The 26543-nt window shown below is 66.4% G+C and carries 28 protein-coding genes and 1 tRNA gene; 17 read left to right on the plus strand and 12 right to left on the minus strand.

What is annotated here, in order from left to right; genetic code table 11:
• Positions 1-399: 399 nt before the first annotated feature.
• The 6 genes from NV1_RS02150 (at position 400) to NV1_RS02170 (ending at position 5114) form a co-directional block, all read left to right on the plus strand.
• Positions 400-741 (plus strand): hypothetical protein, encoded by a 342-nt coding sequence (locus NV1_RS02150; RefSeq protein WP_067884836.1) that lies wholly within the window; start codon positions 400-402, stop codon positions 739-741.
• Positions 710-1234, plus strand: a complete 525-nt coding sequence (locus NV1_RS02155) for a DUF6879 family protein (RefSeq protein ID WP_067884838.1) — start codon at positions 710-712, stop codon at positions 1232-1234. Before NV1_RS02150 ends, NV1_RS02155 begins: the two co-directional genes overlap by 32 nt.
• Positions 1231-2076, plus strand: coding sequence for a helix-turn-helix domain-containing protein (locus NV1_RS02160; protein WP_067884840.1), 846 nt, complete (start codon positions 1231-1233; stop codon positions 2074-2076). The genes NV1_RS02155 and NV1_RS02160 overlap by 4 nt, the downstream gene beginning before the upstream one ends.
• Before the next feature lie 248 nt (positions 2077-2324).
• Positions 2325-3497, plus strand: a complete 1173-nt coding sequence (locus NV1_RS02165; protein WP_307627822.1) for a replication initiator — start codon at positions 2325-2327, stop codon at positions 3495-3497.
• 131 nt (positions 3498-3628) lie between these two features.
• Positions 3629-3754 (plus strand): hypothetical protein, encoded by a 126-nt coding sequence (locus tag NV1_RS46290; RefSeq protein ID WP_281181774.1) that lies wholly within the window; start codon positions 3629-3631, stop codon positions 3752-3754.
• 22 nt (positions 3755-3776) lie between these two features.
• Positions 3777-5114, plus strand: coding sequence for a site-specific integrase (locus NV1_RS02170; RefSeq protein ID WP_084524979.1), 1338 nt, complete (start codon positions 3777-3779; stop codon positions 5112-5114).
• A gap of 77 nt (positions 5115-5191) precedes the next feature.
• Here NV1_RS02170 and NV1_RS02175 read toward each other — a convergent pair.
• Both NV1_RS02175 and NV1_RS02180 read right to left on the minus strand, forming a co-directional pair.
• Positions 5192-5264 (minus strand) — tRNA-Ala (locus tag NV1_RS02175).
• 138 nt (positions 5265-5402) lie between these two features.
• Complete coding sequence (locus NV1_RS02180; protein WP_067884846.1) at positions 5403-6185, minus strand: NAD(P)H-dependent oxidoreductase; 783 nt, start codon at positions 6183-6185, stop codon at positions 5403-5405.
• Positions 6186-6326: 141 nt separating this feature from the next.
• Between NV1_RS02180 and NV1_RS02185 the strand changes: the two genes are divergently transcribed.
• Together NV1_RS02185 and NV1_RS45025 are read left to right on the plus strand one after the other, a co-directional pair.
• Positions 6327-7187, plus strand: coding sequence for a helix-turn-helix transcriptional regulator (locus NV1_RS02185; protein ID WP_067884848.1), 861 nt, complete (start codon positions 6327-6329; stop codon positions 7185-7187).
• A gap of 157 nt (positions 7188-7344) precedes the next feature.
• Complete coding sequence (locus NV1_RS45025) at positions 7345-7452, plus strand: DLW-39 family protein (protein ID WP_218008718.1); 108 nt, start codon at positions 7345-7347, stop codon at positions 7450-7452.
• Positions 7453-7532: 80 nt separating this feature from the next.
• Here NV1_RS45025 and dmpI read toward each other — a convergent pair whose 3' ends face one another.
• Together dmpI and NV1_RS02195 are read right to left on the minus strand one after the other, a co-directional pair.
• Complete coding sequence (gene dmpI, locus NV1_RS02190; protein ID WP_067884850.1) at positions 7533-7721, minus strand: 4-oxalocrotonate tautomerase DmpI; 189 nt, start codon at positions 7719-7721, stop codon at positions 7533-7535.
• Positions 7722-7870: 149 nt separating this feature from the next.
• A complete protein-coding gene (locus tag NV1_RS02195) occupies positions 7871-8776 on the minus strand; it encodes a LysR family transcriptional regulator (RefSeq protein ID WP_067884852.1) in 906 nt (301 codons plus the stop codon).
• Between the two features lie 131 nt (positions 8777-8907).
• On the opposite strand from NV1_RS02195, the gene NV1_RS02200 reads away from it, so the two are divergent.
• From NV1_RS02200 to NV1_RS02225, 6 genes are all read left to right on the plus strand, one after another.
• Entirely contained in the window at positions 8908-9942 is a 1035-nt protein-coding gene (locus NV1_RS02200; RefSeq protein ID WP_067884854.1) for an adenylate/guanylate cyclase domain-containing protein, read from the plus strand.
• A gap of 722 nt (positions 9943-10664) precedes the next feature.
• Entirely contained in the window at positions 10665-11666 is a 1002-nt protein-coding gene (locus NV1_RS02205) for an ATP-binding cassette domain-containing protein (RefSeq protein WP_067884856.1), read from the plus strand.
• Positions 11663-12505 carry an ABC transporter permease gene (locus NV1_RS02210; protein ID WP_067884857.1) on the plus strand — a complete coding sequence of 281 codons (843 nt, stop codon included), beginning with the start codon at positions 11663-11665 and terminating at the stop codon, positions 12503-12505. The genes NV1_RS02205 and NV1_RS02210 overlap by 4 nt, the downstream gene beginning before the upstream one ends.
• A 62-nt stretch (positions 12506-12567) precedes the next feature.
• The gene (locus NV1_RS02215) at positions 12568-12759 is read left to right on the plus strand and encodes a hypothetical protein (RefSeq protein WP_067884860.1); all 192 of its coding nucleotides are present in this window, start codon (positions 12568-12570) and stop codon (positions 12757-12759) included.
• 593 nt (positions 12760-13352) lie between these two features.
• A complete protein-coding gene (locus NV1_RS02220; protein WP_067885093.1) occupies positions 13353-13880 on the plus strand; it encodes a peptidylprolyl isomerase in 528 nt (175 codons plus the stop codon).
• Between the two features lie 91 nt (positions 13881-13971).
• The gene (locus NV1_RS02225; RefSeq protein WP_067884862.1) at positions 13972-14841 is read left to right on the plus strand and encodes a rhomboid family intramembrane serine protease; all 870 of its coding nucleotides are present in this window, start codon (positions 13972-13974) and stop codon (positions 14839-14841) included.
• A 9-nt stretch (positions 14842-14850) separates the two neighbouring features.
• On the opposite strand, the gene NV1_RS02230 is transcribed toward NV1_RS02225, so the two are convergent.
• Complete coding sequence (locus tag NV1_RS02230) at positions 14851-15300, minus strand: PH domain-containing protein (RefSeq protein ID WP_067884864.1); 450 nt, start codon at positions 15298-15300, stop codon at positions 14851-14853.
• Positions 15301-15385: 85 nt separating this feature from the next.
• Entirely contained in the window at positions 15386-15649 is a 264-nt protein-coding gene (crgA, locus tag NV1_RS02235; protein ID WP_067885096.1) for a cell division protein CrgA, read from the minus strand.
• A gap of 201 nt (positions 15650-15850) precedes the next feature.
• Between crgA and NV1_RS02240 the strand changes: the two genes are divergently transcribed.
• The 3 genes from NV1_RS02240 to NV1_RS02250 all read left to right on the plus strand — a co-directional run bounded on the left by NV1_RS02240 (position 15851) and on the right by NV1_RS02250 (position 17991).
• Positions 15851-16489, plus strand: a complete 639-nt coding sequence (locus NV1_RS02240; RefSeq protein ID WP_067884866.1) for an aminodeoxychorismate/anthranilate synthase component II — start codon at positions 15851-15853, stop codon at positions 16487-16489.
• Between the two features lie 61 nt (positions 16490-16550).
• Positions 16551-17252 carry a RibD family protein gene (locus tag NV1_RS02245; RefSeq protein WP_067884868.1) on the plus strand — a complete coding sequence of 234 codons (702 nt, stop codon included), beginning with the start codon at positions 16551-16553 and terminating at the stop codon, positions 17250-17252.
• Positions 17253-17529: 277 nt separating this feature from the next.
• Positions 17530-17991, plus strand: a complete 462-nt coding sequence (locus tag NV1_RS02250) for a deaminase (protein WP_245713512.1) — start codon at positions 17530-17532, stop codon at positions 17989-17991.
• Positions 17992-18048: 57 nt separating this feature from the next.
• Here NV1_RS02250 and pknB read toward each other — a convergent pair whose 3' ends face one another.
• From pknB to NV1_RS02280, 6 genes are all read right to left on the minus strand, one after another.
• Positions 18049-19932: a Stk1 family PASTA domain-containing Ser/Thr kinase gene (gene pknB, locus NV1_RS02255; RefSeq protein WP_067884873.1), complete on the minus strand. Its 1884-nt coding sequence runs from the start codon at positions 19930-19932 to the stop codon at positions 18049-18051.
• Positions 19929-21485 (minus strand): protein kinase domain-containing protein, encoded by a 1557-nt coding sequence (locus NV1_RS02260; RefSeq protein ID WP_067884875.1) that lies wholly within the window; start codon positions 21483-21485, stop codon positions 19929-19931. Before NV1_RS02260 ends, pknB begins: the two co-directional genes overlap by 4 nt.
• A 113-nt stretch (positions 21486-21598) precedes the next feature.
• The gene (locus NV1_RS02265) at positions 21599-23062 is read right to left on the minus strand and encodes a peptidoglycan D,D-transpeptidase FtsI family protein (RefSeq protein ID WP_067884877.1); all 1464 of its coding nucleotides are present in this window, start codon (positions 23060-23062) and stop codon (positions 21599-21601) included.
• Complete coding sequence (locus tag NV1_RS02270) at positions 23059-24543, minus strand: FtsW/RodA/SpoVE family cell cycle protein (RefSeq protein WP_067884879.1); 1485 nt, start codon at positions 24541-24543, stop codon at positions 23059-23061. The genes NV1_RS02265 and NV1_RS02270 overlap by 4 nt, the downstream gene beginning before the upstream one ends.
• Positions 24543-26009: a PP2C family protein-serine/threonine phosphatase gene (locus NV1_RS02275; protein ID WP_067884881.1), complete on the minus strand. Its 1467-nt coding sequence runs from the start codon at positions 26007-26009 to the stop codon at positions 24543-24545. The genes NV1_RS02270 and NV1_RS02275 overlap by 1 nt, the downstream gene beginning before the upstream one ends.
• Positions 26006-26473, minus strand: coding sequence for an FHA domain-containing protein FhaB/FipA (locus NV1_RS02280; protein WP_040817010.1), 468 nt, complete (start codon positions 26471-26473; stop codon positions 26006-26008). Before NV1_RS02280 ends, NV1_RS02275 begins: the two co-directional genes overlap by 4 nt.
• Positions 26474-26543 lie beyond the last annotated feature (70 nt).

Genomic DNA, 26543 nt, shown 5'->3' on the forward strand with positions numbered 1-26543 from the left:
AACACCCGGCCCTCTTGCAAATCCAGCTCGGAGTCCGCACCGGTTGCACTTGAAATCATCTGTGTAGCAACGGATCTGATCTCTTGCTTCGTAATGGCGAATGACCACAGCTCGACCGCTGGCACGTACACCAGCCACCGGGAGCCGCAGCAGTGCACCCGCACCAGGTATTGCCGCATCTCGCCCTCTCTCGGTCGTGGAAGGCATCCCCCGCCCTGCGGCCCGAGCCGGACAGGCGGGGGAGCCGGTACCGACGCTACGAAGCGGCCTGCTCACCGAGCTAGGAGTTTGATAAAACTTGCTCATATTAGGCGAACAGGTGGCCTGGTCGGCTAGTTCGAGGGATCATCGAGTAACGCACGGAAAGTCCGTGCACACATGTAGACAAGGAACAAGATCATGCTCTTGTATTTCCTCGGTAAGGGCGGCTCGGGCAACAATGATTGCCCGACGCTGTACGCCACTGACCAGAGCACATACGTAGTCATCGGGTGGGTAACCGACATTCCGGGAGTGGTGGAGATTCCTCATCTGCTGTTGGGCTTCCTTGAGCCGGACACCTTCATCGGTGCCGCGCTCACGGACACCGGCAGGGGCACCTTCACCCTGTCCGGCCGACCGGTCACAGACCGTGACACGCTGGACCAGATGACCATGGAGACCTACGAAACGGCTATCGAGGTCCCGAAAGAAGAGAGGACGTTCTACGGTGCAACTGCTTCGCGGCAATCCGTGGCCTGACCTGTTCGGGCAGTGCCAGCGGGAAGCATTCCACCTCGAGGTCAGGGACGCTTACGCAGTGCCCAACGAGTCGGAACCGCTGCGACGCTTCCTTGACGGTGAGCCGGACGACAACTTGTGGTTCGAACCGTGGGGACAACTCGTGCGAACCACAGCCAGCAGGGGCGTTGCTGTCACCCGCGTTCGCGTTGTCACGGTGCCGCATGTCGATTATCAGCGGTGGTTGCTTACGCTAACCGCGCTGAATGCAGAAGCCGGGGAGGACATTAGGTACTTGCCACGGCACGAAGCCGGGGATGTGCCGTTGGACGACTTTTGGTTGTTGGACGATCAACGAGTCGTGTTCAACCTCGTAGATGAAAACGGCCGGGCCGTTGGTGCGTCAGCGATGACCATAGACCCCCGGATTGCAGAACAGTGCCGGCAGGTGAAAGAGCGCCTGTGGAAACTGGCGACGCCGTACGCCGAGTATGTGGTAGACGCTCGGAGGTGAGTAACGGCGTTCATGAGGCCCGGCAGGCGCTCGGGCAGCGGCTCAGGGAGATCCGCCGCAGGGCGGGTATTTCTGGCCGTGAGCTTGCTCGCCTGTCCGGGTGGCATGAATCCAAGATTTCCAAAATAGAGTACGGGCGCGTAAAACCATCTGATGCCGATATTCGTGCGTACTGTAATCATGCTGACGCGAATGATCAGCTCGAAGACCTTCTGGCGACAGTTCACAATATCGACGCTGCGTACATGGAGTACCGGCGGCAACATGCGGCAGGGTTGAAGCGGGGACAACAGAAATCGGTCCGACTTGCTGAGCGATCGAAGTTGATGCGTATCTATCAACCCAATGTCATTCCGGGTATTCTCCAAACCGCCGAGTATGCTGAAGCTATATTAAGACATTCCGTAGACTTTTACCGACTCCCTGACGATATAGACGAAGCCGTAGCTAAACGTCTGGAACGACAGCAGTATTTGTATCGGGGCGAACGACGATTCCATATCCTGATTTCAGAACAAGCGATATGCGCATCAGTAGGAACCGATTCCGTAATGGTTGGACAACTGGATCGCCTCATGGCGGTAATCGGTTTGTCTCGGGTATTATTTGGGATAATTCCGGCGCATGCCGGTCCGCCGATGCAAACGACGAACTTCGTAATATTCGATAATCGCATGGTGACCGTCGAAGGCATCACTGCAGAGCTGACGATTACGCAACCGCGAGAGATTTCAATCTACAGCCGAGCGTTCGAACTACTCGCCTCGCTGTCTGTCACGGGTGACTCTGCTCGCGGATTGATCCGCCGGGCACTCGAGTCCCGGCAGAGCGGCAACGCATAGAAACGGGCAAGTATTTCCTTACGGATTCGTGCATGACGACGCTGACGGAGGGGGCTGAACGCCGGTTACGGCCGAGCGGCCCCAGGGCGGCTACACATGGCGGGTATGGGTCCGCCCGGATGCACCGAGGTGATGGGCGGGCGCGAGCGGGGCTTGCACACGGAGCGTTGATGGTAGCGATCCAGACGAACTGGCTGTGTTGATATGGGCCCCTGTGATCCAGTCGGATCCGGCCGGCGTGGGGGAGCATGAGGATTCGCCATCCCACGCCCGACGTTCGACTCGTCGGCGTGAGGACGCACCGAATCTGCCCCGCAACGCTGTCTCCGATCGCACGGTGGGCCGGGAGTTCGGCGGTCACTACTCCTCGATGTTCGTCACGCTCACCATGGACAGCTACGGCAAGGTCTTCGGCGACGGGGGCCGCCCGCGACCCGGACGCGTACGACTACGAGCGGGCGGCGTGGGATGCGGTCTGCTGCGCCCGGTTGTTCTCGCGCTGGATACAGAACCTGCGGCGGGTGGTCGGCTGGAACGTCCAGTACTTCGCGGTCGTGGAGCCACAAAAGCGCGGCGCACCACACCTGCACATCGCGCTACGCGGACACATCTCCCGTGAAGTACTGCGCAAGGTCACCGAAGCCACCTACCACCAAGTGTGGTGGCCACCCACAACCCAGATGCACTACCCCGGCGCGGACGTACCCGTCTGGGATGAGCGACGCGGAGGGTTCACCGACCCAACAACTCGAGCACCGCTGCCGGACTGGGACCAGGCCCTCGACGCGATCGGCCCCGAAGACGCTCCGGCACATACGGCGCGGTTCGGGCCTCGCCTGGATATCCAAGGCCTCGCGGCGGGTACGAAAGCTGCTCATGAGGCGGTGGGATACCTGTGCAAGTACCTGACCAAGTCCGTCACAGAGGTGCTACAAGCACGCACCCCGCGCCAGCACGACCATTACGACCGGCTTCACGGGGCACTGTGCCGCACGCCGTGTAGTCCGCGGTGCGGTATCTGGCTGCTCTACGGCGTCGTCCCCAAGGGCGCCACCGCGAAAACCGTGCCGGGAGTGTGCAAAGCGCGTGCGCACCGACGCGAAACCCTGGCCCTGCCGGGAAACCGGGTGCTGACCTCCGAGCGATGGACGGGCAAGACCCTCGGCGACCACAAAGCGGACCGGATCGAATTCGTGCGCCGCAAGCTCGCCCTGGTGGGCATCGACAAACCCGCCCGTGACCCGCGCCGGTTCACCTGGACCACCATCGCCCCCGGTACCCGCGTGCCCCCACGAGCACAACTGCTCATGTCCGCAATCGCCGAACGCATCGGCTGGCGAGCGGAATACGACCGCGCCATGCTCGCGGCCGAACAATCCCCACCCGACCCGGACAACCCAACCACCAACGGCCACAGCTAATCTGGAGCAATCAAATGAGTATTGATCTTCCTGCCGGGTCGGGGTCTGCTGAACACGCATCATCACGACCGGTTCGACGGTGGGCCACCACCAAAGCCGCTGCGGCGCACATTTGTGTACACCCTGAAGTGTTGCGGCGCTGGAATCGGGAATCGGACAAGCACCCGTGGCTACCCAAGCCCAAGCGGGTCGGAAAGGACTTCCGTTGGGACCTGGACGCTTTGGACGCAGCCCTGGACGCACAAGGCGCGGACTGACTCACCCCGGACCGGTGGACCGATGACCCGGGGCAGACCGGCCCGCCCGATCGGTGTCCCCGGCAGGCCGATGCTGACCGAACTGTCTCCGGGGCATTGGGTAGCACGTCTTTTGGTCCGTGATGCCTCGGGCCGTCGCCGAGACATCAAGCGAGTCTCACCGGTCAAGATCGACGCACGCGGGCGGAAGATCCCGGACCGCAACGGGGCTCGGGCGCTGGACGCGGTGATGGCGGCTGCCTCGGCGGTCCGGGTGGATCTCGGCGGGGAGCTGTCCGAGTCCACAACTGTTCGGCAACTGTGGGACCTGTACCGCAAGTACCTGGAAGAACAGGAACGGGCTCCGGGCACAGTGGAACGGTATGACCTGGTGGCCGAGTTGTTCAACAGTGCTTTCGGCGAGCGGCGCTTGCTGGAAGTCACCACATCCTCGGTGGAGATATTCCTGACCAACCTCGGCAAGTCCAAGGGACCGGCGTTGATGCGGACAGGGCGGCATGTGCTGTCCGGCATGTTCAGGTACGCAGTCCGCAAGGATGCGCTGTCCGTGAATCCGGTCCGGGAGTCCCAGTTGGCCAAGAACATCGAGGCCAAGGGGCGGACAGGCGGTGCCCGGGATATCACTGTGGATGAGATGCGGTTCATCCTGGCGGCGGTCCGGACCTCGCAGCTGCCCTGTCCGCGCAAGCTGTCCAAGGCGGAACGGACTCGGGGGCGGCCCGTGAAGTCCTACACACCGCCGACCGTCGCGGACTACTGCGAGAGCGCCGATCTGGCGGACTGGGTGACCCTGCTGGCCGCGACAGGATTGCGCCGCAGTCAGGTTCTCGGCCTGCTGTGGTCGGACATCGATCTGGATGAGCGGACATTGCGGTTGAGTGGGAAGGTCGTGCGGACCAAGAGCACGGGCCTGGTCCGAACCGAGAAGGACGACGATCCGAAGAACCGTAAGACGGTGATCGCGCTGCCGGAGTTCGCGGTGGAGATGTTGAAGCGTCGCAAGGCTGCCCTGGCGGCTCGTCGGCTGAAGTCCCCGCCCGATCCGACAGCGGACGTCTTGAACCTGGTGTTCCCCTCGGCCGCGTGGACACTGCGCGATCCTCAGAACGTCGGGCACGAGTGGCAGCGGGTACGCAGTGCGCTGGACATCCCCGATGACGTGACCGTCCACAGCTTCCGGGGTGCGGTCGCGACGATTCTGGACGATGCCGGGTTGTCGGCGCGGGTCACCGCCGATGTCCTCGGGCACGCCGATCCCTCGATGACGCAGCGGCGGTACATGGCTCGCGGGCGAACTCATCAGGCGGCGGCTGATGCGCTGAACACCGCCGTGACGGGCGAGGCTCGTCAGAGCAATTAGTTGGGATTTAGTTGGAAGATCGGCCGCTTTCCTCGCTCGCGTGTGATGAGAAAAGCGGCCCTGACCTGCTGTCGAAGTGGAGCCTAGGGGAATCGAACCCCTAACCCCTGCCTTGCAAAGGCAGTGCTCTGCCAATTGAGCTAAGGCCCCAGAGAGTGGTGTCCGTGCGGACAACCTTGAAAACGGTACCCCTCGGTAGGTGGCGGGGTCAAAACGGGACGCACCGGCAGGTGTCGGCACGGTCCGCGTGGCCACCCGGCGGATCGCAGGCGGAAATACCTTGGGTGGTTACCGCGCTCGCCGGTGCAGCCCGAAACCTCGCTCGCCCGAGTTCTCCAGCCCGGGGCGCAGGTGCAGGGACGGCAGCTCGTAATCGCCGCCGTTCTGCGAGCGATAGGGGATCGGCTCGGTGTCGGCGAGGGTGCGCAGGCGTTGTTCCCAGGCCTTCGCAGCATCCGAGAAGTCTTCTGCGGAAACATGATTCGTGCTGTGCATCAGGAACGGCGGCAGGATGTCCATCCCCGCGTAGTACAGGATGCCGTGCTGGATCGGGAAGAGCAGATCCTCGATCGGGCCGTTGATCCCGCGGTCGCTGTAGTGCGATTCCTTGCCCCCGATCGTCACCGACAGCAGTGCCCGCTTACCGGCGAGCGTGCCCTCCCCGTAGCGGTCGCCGTACCGGTGCTCGTTGTGTTCCCCTACGCCGTAACCGAATCCGGCGGTGAATACGCGGTCCACCCAGCCCTTCATGATCGCGGGCATCGAATACCACCAGAGCGGGAACTGCAGGATCACCGTATCGGCCCAGCGGAGTTTGTCCTGCTCGGCGCGGATGTCGGGTGACAGCGTCCCGGTCCGGTACGCGCTGCGGGAATCGTGCACCACAGCGAGCGGATGCGTTGCCGCGGACCCGAAGTCGTCCGCGTCGACGGTTGCCTTCCAGCCCATCGCGTACAGATCGCTGACGCGCACCTGATGTCCAGCACCGGTGAGCGTGGACACCGCGATCTCGGTCAACGCGCCGTTCAACGAGCCGGGTTCGGGATGCGCGTGGACGATGAACACCTTCATGACTGCCTCCTGGAAGATCGGTTGCTCTCGATGGTGGCGGCCGAGGCGCGCGGTGTTCAGGGGCGCGCGAACCGTCGGACCGGAGTTCCTGGTATCGGCAGGACCACCCGGTGCCCTCTGCGGCGTGGTGATACTGGAGATATGGACGATCTCGCCGATTTCCTGCGCACTCGCAGATCACGGATCGATCCGGCGTCGGTGGGGATCACACCCGATGCCCGTCGGCGGGTCACGGGGTTGCGGCGGGAGGAGATCGCGCATCTGTCCGGGGTGAGCGTGGATTATTACGTCCGGCTGGAGCAGGGACGCGCCCGGCAGCCGTCCGAGCAGATCCTCGACGCACTGGCCCGGGTCCTCGGCTTGAACCGGGTGGAACGTGCGCACCTGCATCGGCTCGCACATCGTCCGCGGCGCGCGCCCGGCCGCGAGGCGGCCCGCGGACCGGTTCGAAGGCCGGAACTGTTGCGGGTGGTCGAGCTCATTCCGGACAACCCGGCCTTCATCGCCGATCAGCATCTGGACGTGATGGCCGCCAACCGGCTCGCCGAACTGCTCTACGGCCGACGCCCGATGTGCGGAATGAATATCGCCCGGCACATCTTCCTGGAAGCCGACGCCCGCGAGCTCTACGCAGACTGGGAGACCTGCACCCGTGACACCGTGGGCCAATTGCGCCTGGCCGCCGGCAAGGATCCGGACGACCCACAGCTCACCGCCCTGATCGGTGAACTCGCCGTACACAGCGAGCGCTTCCGCAAACTGTGGGCCCAGGCGGATGTGCGCTGCCGCTCGCACGGCCGCAAATTCTTCGCGCACCCGCAAGTCGGCGACCTGGAACTACATCAGGAGAATTTCATGGTCCCGGGCGACAGCGGCACCGAACTGGTCATCCTGTCCGCCCAGCCCGGCAGTAAGGCACACGACGGTCTGCGGCTGCTGGCCAGCATCGGCGCCACCGACGATCGGGACCGGTCGATTCCGCGGACGCGGCCATCGGCCTAGCGCCCGGGACACGGGTCCCGATCGCTGCCGGCCCGGCCCGCGCCGCCCGGCGACTCGATCCCGGCGGCCGAGCCGAGTGCGACGACGGGAAGGCTTGCGCCAGAGGAACTTCGGCCCCTCCTGGGCGCGGTTCGGCGATGACAGTAGGGTGGGCTTCATGAAACTTCTTCTCACCCTGGGTGTCGTCGTCGGTGTCATCTTCGCCATCAACAAGTTCCGTCAGCGCGGCGATGCGGATCTGTGGCACGAGGTGACCACTCGCTGAGCGTATTCGCGCAGCGTGCCGGTCGGGCGTGCGGTCTCGCGGGCGGCCGCACCACCCTCGACCGGCGGAAAGTAACCGGATTACTTGCGTTTGTCGGCGGTCAACTCGCCGCCGACCGCCCAGCTGTCGGCCGGGACCTCGTGAATCCAGACCTGTACCGCGTCGGCGGGAATCTGCAGGGCGTCGACGAATGCGTCGGTGATGCGGCGCACCAGATCACGCTTGAGTTCGGCGGTGCGCGGGCCCTGCTGCACGGTCACGATGGGCATGGTTGTCTCCTCGGGTGAAAATGATTGCCCTACAAGCCGTTCAGACGCTTCGGGGCGTCTTTTCCGGGGTTCCGGCGGCCTGGGACAAGTTCACCGCGGCCGACGCGGTGGACCAAGGGCCAATCCGTGCGCGCAGCGATAAGGGTTCGTTATCGATCCCGGTCGATGGCGAATTCGCCCTGTTCGAGGAGGGTGCGCAGGAGCGTCAGCTGAGGTGGCGCGGCATCCGGGCGCACGGCCAGTCCGACGGGCAGGGACAGCTCGTGCGCGAACGGCCGGAACGCCACCCGCGAATTGCGCACCTGACGGGCGTTGACCGCGTACACCACCGTCCACATCGGCGAACCGCTCCCGATGGCGGCCAGCGTGTCCTGCAGTGTGCTCGATGCCGGGGCCGGGACCGGGTCGAATCCGGCTTCTCGACACGCGGCCAGGACCAGATCGACAAGTGCTGGATGATTGCGCCGCTCGGTCAGCCGCAGTGGCAGTGCGGCCAGCTCGGTCAGCGCGATGGTCTCCTGTTCGGCGAGGGGATGGCGGGCCGGGAGCGCGACCATCAGCGGATCGTCCCAGGCGGGCAGGAACTCCAGGTCGGGACTCTCTCGCGGCACGGGCGCACGCAGGAACGCGGCGTCGAGCCGACCGTCGGATACCTGGGCCAGCCGTTCGCGCACCGGCAGGGCCACCAGTTCGACGCGCAGACCCGGCAACCGGTCGGCGAAACCGTCCAGGATGACGTCCAGGCGCTCACCGAGACCGGTGATCGTGCCCAACCGCAGCACCTCGGACCGGCCTCCGGCCAGATCGGCCACCACCGCGCGGGCCTGATCGGCGGCCGCCAGGACGTTGCGCGCGGCGGGCAGGAAACGCAGCCCGGCCTCGGTCAACCTGACCCGGCGCGGCGAGCGGTCCAGCAGGTCCACCTTCAGCTCGCGTTCCAGTCGCCGCACCTGCTGGCTGACCGCGGGTTGGGCGATGTGCAGGCGTTCGGCCGCGCGCCCGAAGTGCAACTCCTCGGCCACGGTCACGAAATAGCGCAGCTGGCGCAGTTCCACGCGCGGACTCCTCGATCCTGCTGTGACGATGGCATCATCCAACCACTTCCGGCCTGTGCGACCTGCTGTGACGTTGTGACACAGCACTATCGGGTGGGGCTGGACGAGGTATCGCCGTATGGTCGTTGACCATGGACCGCGCGGAGTTGTCGGCATTGGTGCAGTCGGTCGTGGAGCCGTATCTGCTGGACGGCCCACGCCGGTACGACCGGGCCGAAGTGGTGCGCCGGTCCGGGGTTCCGCAGGAGCTGAGCGCGCGACTGTGGCTTGCGCTGGGATTCGCCGCTGATCCGGACGGGACCGCGCACGAGTACACCGACGCGGATGTGGCTGCGGCACGGGACTTTCGGAGTCTGGACGCGCTGAGCGCCGCCGATGTCCGGCGGCAGTCCGCGGCCGTGCGGACCATGGGGCAGTCGATGGCGCGGCTGGCCGAATGGCAGGTCGATCTGGTCGTCGAGGAGATCATCAACCGGATCGCCTCGATCACCGCGCAGGATCCGGATCTGGACCCGCAGGTGGTCGCGACGGAGGCGACCGAGGAGGTCGTCGGTACCCTGCAGCGGTTGCAGGCGTACGCGTGGCGGCGGCATCTTGCCGCGGCACTGGCCCGGTCGCTGGCCGGCGACGGGGCGGGGGAGACCGTGCGCGACCTCGCGGTGGGTTTCGCAGATATGGTCGGCTACACCCGGTTGACGCGGCATCTCGATCACGACGAGCTCTCGGATCTGCTGGAGACGTTCGAGACCGTCACCACCGAGGCGATCACCGGCAACGGCGGATGGGTGATCAAGAACGTCGGTGACGAGGTGATGTTCGCCGCCGAGACGACCGTGGTCGGCGCGCGGATCGCACTGGACATCCAGACCGCCGCGGCGGCTCGGACCCAGCGCGGTGAGTCCGACGCCACCACCATGCCCGAACTGCGTGTCGGTCTGGCGTACGGGCAGGTGCTGCAGCGGTTCGGCGATCTGTACGGATCGACGGTTAACGTCGCCGCGCGGCTGACGGGTGTGGCGCGGCCGGGGACCGTGCTGATCGATGACGGCGCCGCTACGCAGCTGGCCGGAGGATCGGAATTCGCGATGCGGCATCTGCGCAGTGTGCGGGTTCGGGGAATCAACCGACTGCGCTCACATGTGTTGCGCCGCAACGGACGTGGGTGATTCTCGCCCGGTTCGCCGAGGCCGTTCACGGGAGGCTTCCGGGGGGCCGTGGCGGACCTGCGCCGGGTATCGGACTACCTGAAAAATTAGGAGCGGGCCTCGGCGAAGGGGGGGAGTTTGCCGAGGCCCGCGTAGGGTCGGCCCGGGGGGGAGGGGCCGACGTGAATGATCCTACGCGACGATCGGCGATTGTGTGAGTATGAGGGCTGCCACTTTTCGAAAGTTTTTCCAGTGGGCGTGTCGATAGGGCTGCTGGACCGTCGCCGCTGAACTCTTCGCCCATCCTCGAGATATTGAAATCTGTTGCCGGATGCGCATTTTCGATGAACTCGGCACATGCTTACCGGTTCGCTGGATGGTCGCTGTCGACCGGTCGGTATGCGAATTCGCGACATGGTCGCAATTGAGAAGTGCATATTCCGGGCGTGTCCGGGAGTGGCGGGCCGGGCGGTCGAGTAGCGGTTTTCGCGGAGTCGGGTAGCGCGGTACTCACGCATATCGGACGGCCGGACGAGACGATGACATCGGTCGCATCCCGCCGGCACCCCCGAGCACCCGCCGGACCCCGGGGTGCGGCCCCCGACCTTCCGCCCGCGTCGACCGGTCCGCCGAAATATTCCCTGGCAGGGGCGATATTCGAAGACTTTGTCGGTGGTCTGGGCAATACTTGCCGCGAGATCCGCCGATCCGGTCCGCGGCCGGTGGGAACGTCAGGAGAGCTCATGGCCGATGCCATCATCGCCGAGGGCCTGGTCAAGAAGTACGGCCGCCTCGTCGCCCTGGACGGGCTGGATCTGCGCGTCCCCGGGGGCACCGTGACCGCGCTGCTCGGCCCCAACGGCGCGGGCAAGACCACCGCGGTCCGGGTGTTCACCACCCTGCTGGCGCCCGATTCCGGTCGCGCCACGGTTGCCGGAATCGATGTCTTGCGCGAGCCGCGGCGACTGCGCTCGCGCATCGGGGCATCGGGCCAGTACGCGGCCGTGGACGAATATCTCACCGGTTTCGAGAACCTCGAGATGGTCGGCCGGCTGTACCACCTCGGCGTGACACGCAGCAGGCAGCGGGCCCGCGAACTGCTCGCGCGGTTCAATCTCGCGGATGCGGCCGATCGCCCGGTCAAGGGCTACTCCGGCGGTATGCGGCGGCGTCTGGATCTGGCCGGGGCGTTGGTAGCCAATCCGCCGGTGCTGTTCCTGGACGAGCCGACCACCGGCCTGGATCCGCGCGCCCGGCTGGATCTGTGGGACGTCATCGAGGAACTGGTCGCCGCCGGTACCACCCTGCTGCTGACCACGCAGGACATGGAGGAGGCGGATCGGCTGGCCGATGCGATCGCGGTCATCGATCACGGCTCGGTGATCGCCCGCGGTACCGCCGACGAACTCAAGACCATGGTCGGCGGCGATCGCATAGAGCTGACTGTCGACCATGTCGACAGCCTGGACGTCGCGCGAGAGGCCCTGGCCGGACTGGCGGTCGGGGAGATCCATGTCGAACCGGGCCTGCGCCGGATCGCCGTGCCGGTCAGCGATGGTTCGCAGGCCCTGGTCGACGCGATCGGGCGGCTCACCGCCCGTGAGGTCAAGATCCACGACGTCGGGCTGCGCCGCCCCTCGCTCGACGATGTCTTCCTCACCCTCACCGGGCACGAAGCGCGGGAATCCGGTGTGGGCGAGGGCGATCCGGCGGTCGGGGACACCACGGAAGGATCCGCACGATGACCTCTGTGAGAGCCGTTACCGGCGATCCCTCGCTGCTCGAGCGCGCGCGGATGATGATCAGCGACAGCGTGACGGTCACCAAGCGCAACGTCATCAAGATTCGGCGAGTGCCCGATGTGCTGATCTTCTCGACGCTCGCGCCGATCATGTTCGTACTGCTGTTCGCGTACATCTTCGGCTCGGCGATCAAGGTCACGGGCACCTCCTACCGCGAGTTCCTGATCGCGGGCATCTTCGCGCAGACGGCCGTGTTCGGTGCGACGTTCACCGGGTCCAGCCTGGCCGAAGATATGCAGAAGGGCATCATCGACCGGTTCCGCTCGCTGCCCATGGCCCCGGCCGCGGTGCTGATCGGGCGCACGGTCGCCGATGTGGTGATCAATGTGGTGAGCCTCGTGGTGATGTCGATCACCGGACTGCTGATCGGCTGGCGAATTCGCGGGTCCTTTCTGGACGGTGTGCTCGGCTATGTGCTGCTTCTGCTGTTCGCCTACGCGGTGTCGTGGATGATGGCCGTGGTCGGTTTGCTGGTCCGGGCGCCCGAGGTGTTCAACAACGCGAGTTTCATGGTGATCTTCCCCCTGACATTCATCGCGAACACCTTCGTACCCAGTGGTCAACTGCCAACGCCGCTAAGGGTTTTCGCCGACTGGAATCCGGTGTCGGCGGTGACGCAGGCGACCCGCGAACTGTTCGGCAACACCAGTTCGCTCACCCCGCCCCCGGATGTGTGGTCCATGCGGCATCCGGTGCTGACCACCCTGATCTGGGTGGTCGTCCTGCTGGCGGTGTTCGTGCCGTTATCGCTGCGTCAGTTCGAGCGGACCGTCAGCCGGTGATGCCACACCGGGGCTGAGCAGCGCACACTGCGCGAAGGGCGCGGCTGTGACACAGTGTTCGTATGCAGTTGGGCAGTTCCCGCAAGAGCCGGTTGCGCAACCGGTTGATCGTCGCAGTTCTGGCCGCCGTCGCAGGCGGGGCCGCGTGGCGGGTCGCCACCCGTCGCCCGCAACTCCCGGCACCCGCTCCCGAGCCGCCCCGCCTCGGCTACAGCACCAACGGCACACACCCCCAGCACGCCATCCAGTACTGACCGGCCGGCCCCGGACAGCGGACCGAATAACATTGCGGGACAAAGAGTCCGCAAGGAACCGCACCCGCGCATAGTCTCCATCGACAGTTGCGCAAGCCGCCGAGGAAATATCGCGGCATCCGTCGCTGGCACTGGCAGATCGGCAGCTTGGCCGCACACCTGATCGGGTTCGTGCACGTCGCGTACGGCGGTGCGGCAGAGTTGGCTGCCAATGTGCACCGCCGGAGCGTCAGCCTTTGCAGGTACGGAGCCATCGAGCCCGAGACTTTCGGAAGCGCTCCAACCGTGACGGGCAACGCGTCCTGCGGCAGTGTCGACCGATCCGATTTCGCGCGCATCGACCCTCGCGTCTACATGGCACCGGCTGGGCACGTGCACACGCAGAGGTGGCCACGTGACTCGGCACCGCAAGTCGCGTGGCACCGACCGTCCGACGCCTACGCAACGACGGGTTTCAGTGGCACACGGGTGACTCATCGGGTTCGCCCGGAAGGGGAGTGCCGGTCGACGGTGAGTCCGCAGCGGAAATTTCGTGGCACCTACCGGTGCGCTGAATCGCGGGTAGGCGGGGGAGCTGTGCCAACATGTTCGGCGTGACTTCACCGAATCAGACCTCCGTGGCAACGCTGCATACGAACCACGGTGATATCAAGATCTCGCTTTTCGGTAACCATGCTCCGAAAACGGTGCGCAACTTCATCGCTCTGGCCGATGGCAGCACGTCGTACACGACGCAGAACGCCGGCGGGAGCACCACCGGCCCGTTCTACGACGGCAGCACCTTTCACCGGGTCATCGAGGGGTTCATGATTCAGGGTGGCGATCCGACGGGAACCGGTCGCGGTGGCCCTGGGTACGAGTTCGGTGACGAATTCCACCCGGAACTGCGTTTCGACCGCGGCTATCTGCTGGCGATGGCGAACGCCGGGCCGGGGACCAACGGTTCGCAGTTCTTCATCACCGTCGGCCCGCAGCCGCACCTGAACCGCAAGCACACCATCTTCGGTGAGGTGCTGGAGCCGGATTCGCGCAAGGTCGTGGACTCCATCGCGACCACCGCCGTGGATCGCAACGATCGGCCGAAGGAGCCGGTGGTCATCTCCGGCATCACGCTCGACTGATTTCCTTCGCCCGGGATGAGCGGTCCGATTTGCGAGGGTAGCGTGCAATTACTGCCCTCGCGCCGCTCGAAGTCGATGAACACGGAGTTTCGTGAATCCCCAACCGCCCGCACCGACCTGTTTCCGCCATCACGACCGGACCACCGGTCTGGCATGCACTCGGTGCGGGCGGCCCGCCTGTCCGGAATGTCTGCGCGAAGCGGCCGTCGGACAGCAGTGTGTGGAATGCGTGGCTCAGGGACACCGTGACGTGCGGCAGGCGCGCACACCCGTGGGCGCCCCGGTTCCGACGCGGCCCACGCCGTATGTGACCTATGTGCTGATCGCACTGAACGTCGCGGTGTTCGTGATCACCGCCATCCAGGCGCACAGCGTGGCCGCCAACAGTTCCTCGAATCTGTTCTACGACTGGGTGCTCGCGCCGCGCGCGGTCGCCCAGGGCCAGTGGATTCGCGTGGTCGGGGGAGCCTTCCTGCATTACGGCCCGCTGCATCTGGTGGTCAACATGTTCGCGCTGTATCTGCTCGGGCGCGATGCGGAGACGGCGCTGGGCCGGTGGCGTTATCTGGCGATCTATCTGACGTCACTGCTCGGCGGCGCGGCCGCGGTGATGTGGCTGGCCCCGAACGATGCGACCGCGGGTGCGTCGGGAGCCATTTTCGGGCTGTTCGGCGCGCTGACCGTCGTGCTGCTGCGACTGCGGCGCAGTCCCACGCAGCTGCTGGTCGTGATCGCGATCAACCTGATCATCAGCGTTTCGGTGCCCGGTATCTCGCTGTGGGGGCATCTCGGCGGCCTGGCCGCGGGCACGCTGGCCACGGTCGGGCTGCTGTACGGGCCGCAGTGGTTGCGGGTTCGCACCCAGCGAACGGGACTGCGGGCCGGGTGGGCCGCCGTGGCGCTGGTTGCGGTGCTGGCGCTCGTGCTGATCGGTGCGGCGGCGGCCTCGATCGGTTCTTGACCCGGCGGGTCAGTGCGCGGCCAGGCCGTGCGCTACGAGTGCGTCCATGACGTCCTGGGGATGGACGCCCAGATCCCAGCGACCGAAGATGAGCAGCCGGTCCTCACCATTGTGCTCGACGTCGATTTCCAGATTGGGTGATTTGCGCCCGAGCCGCCGGAAACTCACCACCCGGGCTCGCAGGATCCGCTCCGGCGGATACTCCACCGCACCCAGCAGCCCGCGCACGACCAGCACGGGGCGTTGACCGGGAACGATGGTGATTCGCGGGCGTTGCCGCAGTCCGAGCGCGGCCAACCCGAGCAGCAGTATCGCCGCGAGACCGACCAGCAGGCGGCTCGGCGCGTCGCCGGTGAACACGGCGGCCGCGGCCAGCACGATTCCGCCCACAGCGGCCGTAACCAGGGCCAGCGGCGGAGTGGACCATTGCAGCCGGGACACCGGCTCGGATGCCGTCACGATCCCCAATCGCTCCTCGAGTTGTCCACAGGCTCATCCACAGGTGTGCATGAATAACACAGGTGTAAGCACGCTTCGCGCGAGGTCAGCGCCACCGCATCGTCATGACCAGGCCGACGACCATGAGTCCGAAGCCGATCAGGAAGTTCCAGGCGTCGAGGTTGGCCATCCAGGTCAGCTTGTCGCTGGCCAGGTAGTACACGATCAGCCAGGCCAGCCCGGCCAGCATGAAGCCGAGCATGATGCTGACGTACCAGACCGAGGAGGGGCCGCCCTTGATCTTGACTGGGGTGCGACTGGCAGGGTTGATCGTATGATCGGTCTTCTTGCGGACCTTCGACTTGGGCATGACGTCCTCGTATTCGGGTGCGGGTCGTACCGGCGGGGGCATGCGCGCGCGACGCCCGGCGTCGCCGGTCTGCCCTCAGGCTATCCCAGCTGGGTGTACGCGCGTGGCTCGCGGTGCTCGCGAACAGCTCGCCGGGGCGTCGACGGGGCGGTGCGCCGGTATTCGCGCGACGTCGGATCAGGCACCCCGTAGGCTTGCGCCATGCGTGTACTGGTCGTCGACAACTACGACAGCTTCGTGTTCAACCTGGTGCAGTACCTGGGCCAGCTGGGCGTCGAGGCGACGGTGTGGCGCAACGACGATCCACAGGTGGCGGATCCGGACCGGGTCGTCACCGAATTCGACGGCCTGTTGATCAGTCCCGGGCCGGGAACCCCGGATCGCGCCGGCGCCAGTATCGAGCTGGTGCGCGCCTGCGCTCGCCATCGGGTCCCGCTGCTCGGAGTGTGCCTCGGGCATCAGGCGATCGGCGAGGCGTTCGGCGCGACGGTCACCCGCGCCGCAGAGCTGCTGCACGGCAAGACCAGTTCGGTATTCCACGTCGGAGCAGGTGTGCTGGCCGGACTGCCGGATCCGTTCACCGCGACCCGCTACCACTCGCTCACCGTCCTCGAGGACACCCTCCCGGAGGAGATCGAGGTGCTCGGCCGGACCGAGAGCGGCATCGTGATGGCCATGCGGCATCGCACCCTGCCCATTCACGGCGTGCAGTTCCACCCCGAATCGGTGCTCACCCAGGGCGGGCACCGGATGCTCGCCAACTGGCTCGAGATCTGCGGTGAGCGTCCGGCCGAACCGCTGATCGAGACGTTGGAGGCGGAGGTCGCGGCGCTGGTGTGAGCGAACCATCGGCACAGCGCGCGCCGCGCCGGACGGGTTCGGGTGCGAGCGAGACGAGGTCATGAGCGACAACGGCGGCAAGCGACCGTATGTGCTGCTCTCCGCGGCGGTCAGCCTCGACGGTTATCTCGACGACGCGAGCCCGGATCGGCTGCTGCTGTCCAATCCCGCGGATTTCGATCGGGTCGACGCGGTGCGCGCGGATTCCGACGCGATCCTGGTCGGCGCGCAGACCCTGCGCAGCGACAACCCCCGGCTGCTGGTCACCGATGCGGATCGCCGCGCCAGGCGGATCGCCGTGGGGAAGCCGGAGCACCCGGTGAAGGTCACCGTCAGCGCGAGCGGTGACCTGGACCCGGCCCTGCGCGTCTGGCATCACGGCGGCGACAAGCTCGTCTACACCACCGATGTCGGCTCGAGCCGGCTCACCGACCGCCTCGCGGGTCTCGCCGAGGTCGTATCGCTGGGCGCCGCAATCGATTTCGGTGAACTACTGGAGGACCTCGGCCGCCGCGACATCGCCCGCCTCATGGTCGAGGGCGGCGGGCAGATCCATACCGCCTTCCTGTCCGCCGACCTCGCCGACGAGCTCCTGGTGGCCGTAGCCCCCATCCTGGTCGGAGATTCCAGGGCGCCTCGCTTCCTGCACCCGGCCCCCTACCCGGGCGGTTCCGGACGCAGAATGGACTTGGCCGGCGTGACCCGCGTCGGGGATATCGCTGTGTTGCGCTATCTACCCAAGGGCCACAAAGCCGGTACCTGAAACTGCCTCGCCGTCCGCGGCCGATGGGCCGATGCGTGGCGCGGCCGATGGCCGATGCGTGGCGCGGCCGATTCCAGGTGGAGGCCCGCGGTCGGTCCCGGCATCTCACCCGACCGCCTATCCGGTCGTTTTGCGGAGCAGAATGGAGGCGGACGATGGTCGGTCGGCGGTATCGCCCATCTGCCGATGACATCTGAAGCAGTCGGCTGCTCGAAGGGAATTGCCAGCGTGACAACCGATTTCGTAAGGCGGGTAGGCAACGTCGGGAGGTGCCGACTTGTCCGGTGAAGATCAGGCGCGGCGGGCTCGGATGCGGCATGCCATCGAGCTGGCTCGGTTGTGCCCGAAGAGTCCGGGGGCGTTCTCGGTCGGGGCGGTGATCGTCGACGAGGACGATATCGAACTCGCGCACGGGTATTCGCGGGAGACCGATGCGAAGGTGCATGCCGAGGAATCCGCGTTGAACAAGCTCGGCGACGATCCCCGTCTCGCGCACGCGACCCTCTACAGCACGCTGGAGCCCTGTTCGCAGCGGGCCTCCGAGGATCGCGCGCCGTGTACCGATCGTATTCTCGCCGCCGGAATCCGGCGGGTGGTCATCGCCTGGCGGGAACCGTCCACCTTCGTCGCGGACTGTGTCGGGGTGGAGAAACTGCGTGAACACGGCGTCGAGGTGATCGAACTGGCCGATATGGCCGAGGAGGCCATGTCGATGAACCGCCACCTCGAGCTGGGCTGAAGCCGGTTCGCCCCGGCTGAAGCGGATTGCGCGCGAGTCACTTTCCCCCGACCGCGGTCAGGGCGGGCCCAGCACCCCCGTGACGATCGTTATCGTCGCATCCTTGGAGATCGTCGAATTCGCCTTCGGCTGCTGATCGACGATCCGCCCGACGCTGCCCGCGTCGAAGGTGCCTTGGGTGGTCTGGCTGATCTGGCCGACGCCACCGGTCCACCCGGCCGCACGCAATTTGTCCACGGCCTGTGCGGAGGTCAGTCCGGCCAGATTCGGCATGGTGATCTGATCGCTGGACACCTGCACCGTCACCGTCGAACCCTTGTCCGCCATCGACCCGCCCGGCGGATCGGTCGCGATCACCTCGCCGCTCGGCCGCGACGAGGGCACCCGCTGCACGACCACCTTGAAACCGCTGCTGGCGGTCAGATTCGGCTCGGCCACGGTGAGCGACTGACCCACCACCTGCGGCACCCGCACCTGATCCGGGCCCTTGCCGAGGGAGATGGTGACCTTACTGCCCGCATCGATCTTCGAGCCCTCGGGCGGATTCTGGTTCACCACCTTGTCCTTGTCCTCGACGCTGGACGCGTCGTGACCGATATTCGGGTCCAGTTGCAGCCCGAGGGCGGTGAGTTGCTGTTCGGCCTGCTGCTGGCTCAGCCGGGCCAGCCGGGGTACCGGGATCTGCGCCGGACCGGTGGACACCTGCATGGTGACGGTGCTGCCCTTCGGCGCGCGCGAACCGCCCAGCGGCTGCGTCTCGATGACGTTCCCGCTCGCGGTCCTACCGTCGGACTTCTGCTGAATGGCCACCGAGAATCCGGCCTTCTGCAATTCGTTCTGCGCCTGGGCGGCCGGTTTGTTCGCCAGATCGGGGATGCCGACCTGATTGAAACTGCTTCCGGGACCGAGGAAAACCCAGTACAGCGCCGCCAGCACCACCACGACACCGGCGGCGATCCCGCCGATCAGCATGGTGCGGCGTGGATCGCGCGGACGGGGAGCAGCGGAGTCCTCGGAATCCTGCTCCGGACGCGGTGCGTCGACCGCGCCGAGGAATGTCGTGCGATCCTCCTCGGTCATCACCGTCGGCGCCTGCGGCTTCTGCCCGCCCAGGACGCGGATCAGATCCGAGCGCATCTCCGCGGCGGACTGATAGCGGTTCGCCGGATTCTTGCTCATCGCCTTGAGCACGACCGAATCCAACTCGCGCGGCACGCCCGCGTGGACGTTGGAGGGCAGCTGCGGATCCTCCCGCACGTGCTGATACGCCACCGCGATCGGCGAGTCGCCGGTGAAAGGCGGTTCGCCGGTGAGAATTTCGTACAGCACGCAGCCGACCGAATAGACATCCGAGCGCGCGTCGACCTGTTCGCCGCGGGCCTGTTCCGGCGAAAGATATTGCGCCGTACCGATGACCGCCGCGGTCTGGGTCATCGGATTGGAACTGTCGGCGATCGCGCGGGCGATGCCGAAGTCCATCACCTTCACCGCGCCCTGCCGGGTGATCATGATGTTGGCGGGCTTCATATCGCGGTGCACGATGCCGTTCTTGTGGCTGAAGTCCAGTGCCGCGCACACGTCCGCGATGATCTCCATCGCACGTCGCGGGGCCAGCGGGCCGCCGCCGCGCACCATATCGCGCAACGTCTCGCCGTCCACGTACTCCATCACGATGTACGGCAGCGGACCGCCGTCCACCTCCGCCTCGCCGGTGTCGTAGACCGCGACGATGGCGGGATGGTTCAGCGCGGCGGCATTCTGCGCCTCACGTTTGAATCGCAGGTAGAAGGTGGGGTCGCGGGCGAGATCCGCGCGCAGCACCTTGATGGCGACATCGCGGCCCAGCCGTTCGTCCCGAGCCTTGTGGACCTCGGACATTCCGCCGAATCCGATGATCTCGCCGAGCTCATAGCGAGAAGACAGATTCTTCGGGGTGGTCATGGCAGTCCTTGTGAGGAGGTATCCGGCGGGCTGACGTCGGTGTACTGGTTGTGCGAGTGGTGGTTGGAATAGCTGTTCTGGCTGTAACCGTTCTGGCTGTATCCGTTGACTCCCGGAACGCCCGGCAACGATGGTATGTCCACCGAGGGGTATGTCGAGTCATCCGTGGCCCATGGCGGCAGGTTGGAATGATGCCGCCCGCTGGTCGTCGTGGTGGGCCCGTCCGCGGTCGTGGTGACGCCGGTGGTCGTGGACGGCGGGGTCGTCGTGGTGGACGGGGCCGTCGTGGTGGTCGCGACCGGGGGGGCCACATGCCTGGTCGTGGTCGGTTCGTCGGTGGTCGTGGTCGGTTCGGCCGTGGTGGTCGTCACCGGGGCCGTGGTCGAATGGGTGACCGCCGGCGTCACCGACTGCTGCGGTGGGCTGCCGCTGAGCAGGACCCACGCCGCCGCACCGCCCAGCAGCAGCGCGCCGATGCCCAGGCCGAGCAGCCATTTGGTGGTGCGGCTCATGCCGGGCTCGTCCTCGTACGGCAGGCCGTCGTCCGGGTGACCGGGCATCGCGGTCGTCGCGCCCGCCGGACGTGCTTGCGGCCGTTGGGAATTCGAGTAGCGATCCTCGTAGTCGCGCGGCAGGACCGTGGTCGCGCCCGTCGGCGGCGGCAGTACCCGCGCCGCGCCGCCCTGCGGCGTCGAACCCATGGCGCGCGGCATCGGGGGACGTCGCCCGGACCGTACCGCGGCCACGGCGTCGGCGAACTCCCCGCCGCTGCTGTAGCGCAGTGCCGGATCCTTGGCCATGGTGATCTCGATCAGCTCGCGCACATTCGGCGGCAGATCCGAGGGCATCGGCGGCGGGGTGTCGCGGACGTGTTTCATCGCCACGGTCAGCGCGCCGTCACCGCTGAACGGGCGATGCCCGGCCAGCGCCTCGTACCCCACCACGCCCAGGGAATACACGTCACTGGACGAGGTGGCGTCCTCGCCGGTGGCCTGCTCGGGCGCGATGTACTGGGCCGTGCCCATCACCATGCCGGTCTTGGTCACCGGTGACGCGTCCACCGCCTTGGCGATGCCGAAGTCGGTGATCTTCACCTGACCGGTCGGCGTGACCAGGATGTTGCCGGGTTTCACGTCGCGGTGCACGACGCCCGCGGCATGCGCCACCTCGAGTGCGCGGCTGGTCTGCTCGAGCATGTCCAGGCCCTGCACCACCGACAGCCGGCCGAGCCGGTTGAGCACCGCGTTGAGCGGTTCGCCCTGGACGAGTTCCATGACCAGATAGGCGGTTTCGCCGCCCTGCGGGTCCAGGGTTTCGCCATAGTCGTAGATTCCAGCGATACCCGGATGGTTGAGCTGTGCGGTGGTCTTAGCCTCGGTCCGGAATCGGTGCCGGAACGTCGGGTCGGCGGAGAATTCGGCTTTGAGCACCTTGACCGCCACCCGGCGGTCGAGCCGGGTGTCCAGCGCCTCCCACACCTGGCCCATACCGCCGGTGGCGATCAGGCGTTGCAATCTGTAGCGGTCCGCAATCATCGCACCGTTGGTCAGCATGGGAGCCCCCGTAGGCCTTCTTCGACAGGGCCGCAGCGGTGGTCGCACACGATGATGCGGGCGGCCTCCTCCAGGCCCCGGCCACTCCGGCAGGTGTACTTGGTCATCGTCGTTCAGCTCCCCTGCAGACCGGCCTCGAGCACGGCTCGTCCGACGGGGGAAGCCACGAAACCTCCGGTGCCCTTCAGGCCCATGTTGCCGCCGTTCTCCACGACGACCGCGATGGCGATCTTCGGGTTCTGCGCGGGTGCGAATCCGATGTACCAGCAGTGCGCCGGTGTCGTGCCGGGATTGGCGCCGTGCTCGGCAGTGCCGGTTTTGGAGGCGATCTGGAACGGAGTGGTGTTGCCCTGGTACGTGTTCTTCTCCGAGTCGATCATCATACTGGTCAGCGTCGAGGCCACCTGGGGGCTGATCGCCTGCCCGACCGACACCGGTTTGGTCTTGGACAGCTCGGACAGGTCCGGGCCCTGGGTCTGATCCACCAGATGCGGTTCCATCCGCACGCCGCCGTTGGCGACGGTGGCCGCGACGACCGCGTCGTCCAGCGGGGTGATGGCCACGTCGCGCTGACCGATGCTGCTCTGCGCGAGGGATGCCTCGTCCGGGATCGTGCCGACGGTGCTGTCGGCCACCGGCATCGGGATACCCGAGTGGGTGCCGATACCGAACGCCGCCGCGGTGTCCTTGAGTTTGGCCGCGCCCACCTTCATGCCGATCTGCGCGTACGCGGTGTTGCAGGACAGGGCGAAGGCCTCCTCCATCGTCGCGGTGGCGCCGTTGCCGCAGTGTTCGCCGTCGAAATTCTCCAGCGTCGTATTGGTGTCGGGCAACGTGATTCGCGGGTCGGCGCTGAACTGGTCGGTGGTCTGAATGCCCGAGGCCAGGGCCGCGGCCGAGGTGATCACCTTGAAGGAGGAACCCGGCGGGTAGGTCTGCGAGATGGCGCGGTTCAGCAGCGGCTGCTTCTGATCGGAGCTGAGCTGCTCCCATGCCTTCGTGCTGCTCGCGCCGTCGTGCGTGGACAGCTGGTTCGGGTCGTAGCTCGGCGTGGACACCATGGCCAGGATGCGGCCCGTACTGGGTTCGATGGCGACCACCGAACCGGTGTACCCGTTCTTGGTCAGCTGATCGTAGGCAACTTTCTGCATCACCGGGTTGATGGTGGTGACGACGTTGCCGCCGCGGGGATCACGGCCGGAGATGAGGTCGATCAGGCGGCGGCCGAACAGCTTGCTGTCCGATCCGTTGAGCACCGAATCCTCGGCGAGTTCGAGTTCGGTGCGGCCGTACTGCATCGAGTAGAAGCCTGTCACCGGCGCGTATGCCATCGGATCGGTCGGGTAGGTGCGCAGGTACTTGTACCGGTCGTCGGTGGAGACCGAACTGGCCAGCACCGTGCCCGACGCCGAGATCTGCCCGCGCTGGCGTGAGTATTCGTCCAGCAGCACACGGGAATTGCGTGGATCGCTGCGCAGGCTGTCGGCCTTGATCACCTGGACGTAGGTGGCGTTGAGCAGCAGAGCGACGGTCATCAGCATGACAGCCATGGCGACGCGGCGCAGTGGTGTGTTCATGCCGGTTCCCCCTTCGCCTGGTGGCTCGAGTCGGTACGCAATATCGCGGTGGGTGGATTGCCGATCGCCGCGGGTTCCTTCCTCCGGCTCGGCGCCGGTGCGCGAGCCGCGTCGGAGATCCTTATCAACAATGCCAGCAACGCGTACTCGGCCAGCAGCGCGGATCCGCCGTACGACAGAAAAGGCGTGGTCAGGCCGCTGCGCGGAATCAATTTGGTGACGCCGCCCACAACTACGAACACCTGTGCGGCAATCGTGCAGGCGAGTCCGGCGGCCAGCAGCTTGCCGAAACTGTCCCGCACCGCCAGCGCCGTGCGCAGACCGCGCACCACCAACATGGTGAACAGCACCAGTACCGCGGCCAGCCCGATCAGTCCGAGCTCCTCGCCGACCGTGGCGATGATGAAATCGGTCTCGGCGAAGGGCACCTGATCGGGACGTCCGTTACCCAGGCCGGTACCGGCGAGCCCGCCGGTGGCCAGTCCGAACAGCGACTGCGCGATTTGGTAACCGGTGTTGTTGTAATCCGAGAAAGGGTGCAGCCAGGTGTGCAACTGCGCTCGCATCGGTACGAATGTGTTGTAGGCGAAGACCAATCCGACGATCAGAAGTACCCCGCCGACGACCAGCCAACCCACCCGTTCGGTCGCGACGTACAGCAGTGCCAGCACGGTGCCGAAGATCAGCAGCGAAACGCCGAGATCCCGTTCGAACACCAGCACCGCGACGCTGACGACCCAGACCAGCACGAGCGGGCCCAGATCGCGCAGCCGCGGCAGTTCGATGCCGAACGCGCGCCGTCCGGCGGCGGTGAACCAGTCGCGTTTGGACACCAGCAGCGCCGCGGCGAACACGACCAGCAGGACCTTCGCGAATTCGCCCGGCTGGACGGTGAATCCGGGCAACCGCAGCCAGATTCTCGCGTGGTTGGTCGTGGTGAACCGTTCCGGCAGTACCGCGGGCAGCAGGAGCAGCACCAGGCCGAACGCCCCGAGCGAGTAGTTGTAGCGGGCCAGCGCGCGATAGTCGCGCAGCACCACCAGCACGGTGGCCAGGATCAGAATTCCCGCCGCGGTCCACAGCACCTGGCGGTCGACATCGGGAGAGGGGACCGGGAGCGAGTTGGTGCGCGCGGTCTGTGCCGCGGCCAGATCCAGGCGGTGGATCAGCACCAGGCCGAGGCCGTTGAGCAGCGCCGCGATCGGCAGCAGCAGCGGATCGGCGAACGGTGCGAAACGCCGCACGGCCAGATGGGCGACCGCGAACAGCGCCAGATAGGCGAGGGCCAGTTCGGCGCATTCCCAGGAGACGCCCTGATCCTGAGCGGCCTCCACCAGAACCAGTGCGACAGTGGTCACGACCACCGCCGTCCCCAGCAGCAGAAGTTCGACGTTACGACGAGTCGAGGGCGGTGGCGCAGGGGCGAACCCGCCCGGAGGACTCGGGAAGGCCCCCGCCGACAGCGGTGCCGGAGCGGACATCAGTCCGCCTTCCTGCAGTTCTCCCCCGGAGTCTGCGGGGCCTGCGACGCGGTCGTCGGCGTGGCGGGCACGGTGGTGGTCGGTGCGGGCGCGCCGGGACGTCCGTCGCCGCTGGCGGGGGCGGGCGTGGCGGGCGTCGGCGTGGAAGCGTTCGGAGCGGCGGGTGCGGGAGTCTGCGTGGGCTGCGGCGTCGAGGCCGGGGTCGCGCACGCCGGCAGCAGATCCTGCTGAGCGAGCTTGGCGAGCTGGCGGCGAGCATCATCGAACGCGCCCGGGGGCAGGCCGTTGTTCACCTTGTCGCGGCCGGTCTGTTCGAGGTCGGCGACCTGCAACTGCCTGCAGCCGGAGGGAAAGCTCTCGCCCGGAGCGGCCAGGCCGAGCTCCCCGTCGCGCTGCACGCACGCGATCTGGTTCACGTCGTGGATCGAGTAGCCGAGCACCGATCCGGGCAATCCGCGCACGATCACGACGTTGCCGTTGTCGGCGCCGACGTAGTAGTTGTTGCGAATCATCTTGTAGCCCACCACGAGTCCGACCGCGACGGCCGCGATCAGCGCGAGCGACAGCAGGATCCAGCGCAGTTTGTGACTTTTTCGGGGCTCGGGCGGCTCCTGGGCCACCGTGGCGCGCCGCGGGGCCGCCCGCGGTGGGCGCATCGCAGCGGCGCGACCGGCGGCGGTGTTGGGCGGCGGGGTGTCCTCGTCCTCGCCGGAGGCGGCGCCGGCCACGATCGGATGGCTCTGGCCGTAGTCCAGATCGATGACGTCAGCGACGACGACGGTGACGTTGTCCGGGCCGCCGCTGCGCAGGGCGAGTTCGATGAGGCGATCGGCCGCCTCGTCGGTGTTGCCCTCCCGCAACGTATTTCCGATCGTCTCATCGCTGACCACGTCGGAGAGGCCATCCGAGCAGAGCAGATAGCGATCGCCCGCCCGCGCCTCCCGCATGATCAGTGTGGGATCGATCTCATTGCCGGTGAGCGCCCGCATGATCAGTGACCGCTGCGGATGGGTGTGTGCCTGTTCGGGCGTGATCCGCCCCTCGTCCACCAGCGACTGGACGAACGTGTCGTCGCGAGTGATCTGGGCCAGTTCGTTCTCGCGGAACAGGTACGCACGCGAATCGCCGATATGCGCCAGGCCGAGTTTCTTGCCCGCGAACAGGATCGCCGTGAGCGTGGTGCCCATGCCGTCCAGTTCGGGCTCTTCCTCGACCTGGTCGGCGATGGCGGCATTACCCGCGTGCACCGCGCGATCCAGCTTGCCGAGCAGATCGTCGCCGGGCTCGTCATCGTCGAGATGCGCGAGTGCGGCGATCATCAGTTGGGAGGCGACTTCACCGGCGGCATGGCCGCCCATTCCGTCGGCCAGCGCCAGCAGGCGCGCACCGGCGTAGACGGAATCCTCGTTGTTGCCTCGGACGAGTCCGCGGTCGCTGCGCGCCGCGTAACGGAGAACAAGTGTCACGATCGCAGCTCGATCACTGTCTTACCGACACGGACGGGGGACCCGAGCGGAACCCGCACCGGGGTGGTGACCTTCGCGCGGTCGAGATAGGTCCCGTTGGTGGAACCAAGATCTTCGACGTACCAGTCCTCGCCTCGCGGCGAGAGTCGCGCATGCCTGGTCGAGGCATAGTCATCGGTGAGTACCAGCGTGGAATCGTCGGCACGCCCGATGAGCACCGGTTGGGCGCCCAGGGTGATGCGTGTGCCGGCGAGTGAACCTTGAGTCACCACTAGATACTTGGCGCCCTTCTGGCCACGGCTGAAGGATGGCAGCACCGCGGAACCGCGTGCGGCCCGGGGCTGGATCCGGATGCCGGATGCCGCGTAGATGTCGCTGCGCAGGGTTCGAAGCACCGCCCATACGAACAGCCACAACAGCAGTAGGAACCCCGCACGGGTCAATTGCAGGATGAGTCCCTGCACGGTGCTCCACCTCCTATTCCGGCCGATGTGGGTTCGACGGTCCGACCCCCAACCGGCTTGCTGGTCAGCA

It is taken from the genome of Nocardia vaccinii NBRC 15922 (assembly GCF_001613305.1).
Classification (GTDB): Bacteria; Actinomycetota; Actinomycetes; order Mycobacteriales; family Mycobacteriaceae; genus Nocardia; species Nocardia vaccinii.

What these genes read in the sequence shown, in the direction of transcription:
- NV1_RS02150 (WP_067884836.1), top strand. Translation starts at nt 400, where the DNA reads ATGCTCTTGTATTTCCTCGGTAAGGGCGGCTCGGGCAACAATGATTGC.
- NV1_RS02165 (WP_307627822.1), top strand. Translation starts at nt 2,325, where the DNA reads ATGAGGATTCGCCATCCCACGCCCGACGTTCGACTCGTCGGCGTGAGG.
- NV1_RS02170 (WP_084524979.1), top strand. Translation starts at nt 3,777, where the DNA reads ATGACCCGGGGCAGACCGGCCCGCCCGATCGGTGTCCCCGGCAGGCCG.
- NV1_RS02180 (WP_067884846.1), bottom strand. Translation starts at nt 6,185, where the DNA reads ATGAAGGTGTTCATCGTCCACGCGCATCCCGAACCCGGCTCGTTGAAC.
- NV1_RS02185 (WP_067884848.1), top strand. Translation starts at nt 6,327, where the DNA reads ATGGACGATCTCGCCGATTTCCTGCGCACTCGCAGATCACGGATCGAT.
- NV1_RS45025 (WP_218008718.1), top strand. Translation starts at nt 7,345, where the DNA reads ATGAAACTTCTTCTCACCCTGGGTGTCGTCGTCGGTGTCATCTTCGCC.
- dmpI (WP_067884850.1), bottom strand. Translation starts at nt 7,721, where the DNA reads ATGCCCATCGTGACCGTGCAGCAGGGCCCGCGCACCGCCGAACTCAAG.
- NV1_RS02200 (WP_067884854.1), top strand. Translation starts at nt 8,908, where the DNA reads ATGGACCGCGCGGAGTTGTCGGCATTGGTGCAGTCGGTCGTGGAGCCG.
- NV1_RS02205 (WP_067884856.1), top strand. Translation starts at nt 10,665, where the DNA reads ATGGCCGATGCCATCATCGCCGAGGGCCTGGTCAAGAAGTACGGCCGC.
- NV1_RS02210 (WP_067884857.1), top strand. Translation starts at nt 11,663, where the DNA reads ATGACCTCTGTGAGAGCCGTTACCGGCGATCCCTCGCTGCTCGAGCGC.
- NV1_RS02215 (WP_067884860.1), top strand. Translation starts at nt 12,568, where the DNA reads ATGCAGTTGGGCAGTTCCCGCAAGAGCCGGTTGCGCAACCGGTTGATC.
- crgA (WP_067885096.1), bottom strand. Translation starts at nt 15,649, where the DNA reads ATGCCCAAGTCGAAGGTCCGCAAGAAGACCGATCATACGATCAACCCT.
- NV1_RS02240 (WP_067884866.1), top strand. Translation starts at nt 15,851, where the DNA reads ATGCGTGTACTGGTCGTCGACAACTACGACAGCTTCGTGTTCAACCTG.
- NV1_RS02245 (WP_067884868.1), top strand. Translation starts at nt 16,551, where the DNA reads ATGAGCGACAACGGCGGCAAGCGACCGTATGTGCTGCTCTCCGCGGCG.
- pknB (WP_067884873.1), bottom strand. Translation starts at nt 19,932, where the DNA reads ATGACCACCCCGAAGAATCTGTCTTCTCGCTATGAGCTCGGCGAGATC.
- NV1_RS02260 (WP_067884875.1), bottom strand. Translation starts at nt 21,485, where the DNA reads ATGCTGACCAACGGTGCGATGATTGCGGACCGCTACAGATTGCAACGC.
- NV1_RS02265 (WP_067884877.1), bottom strand. Translation starts at nt 23,062, where the DNA reads ATGAACACACCACTGCGCCGCGTCGCCATGGCTGTCATGCTGATGACC.
- NV1_RS02270 (WP_067884879.1), bottom strand. Translation starts at nt 24,543, where the DNA reads ATGTCCGCTCCGGCACCGCTGTCGGCGGGGGCCTTCCCGAGTCCTCCG.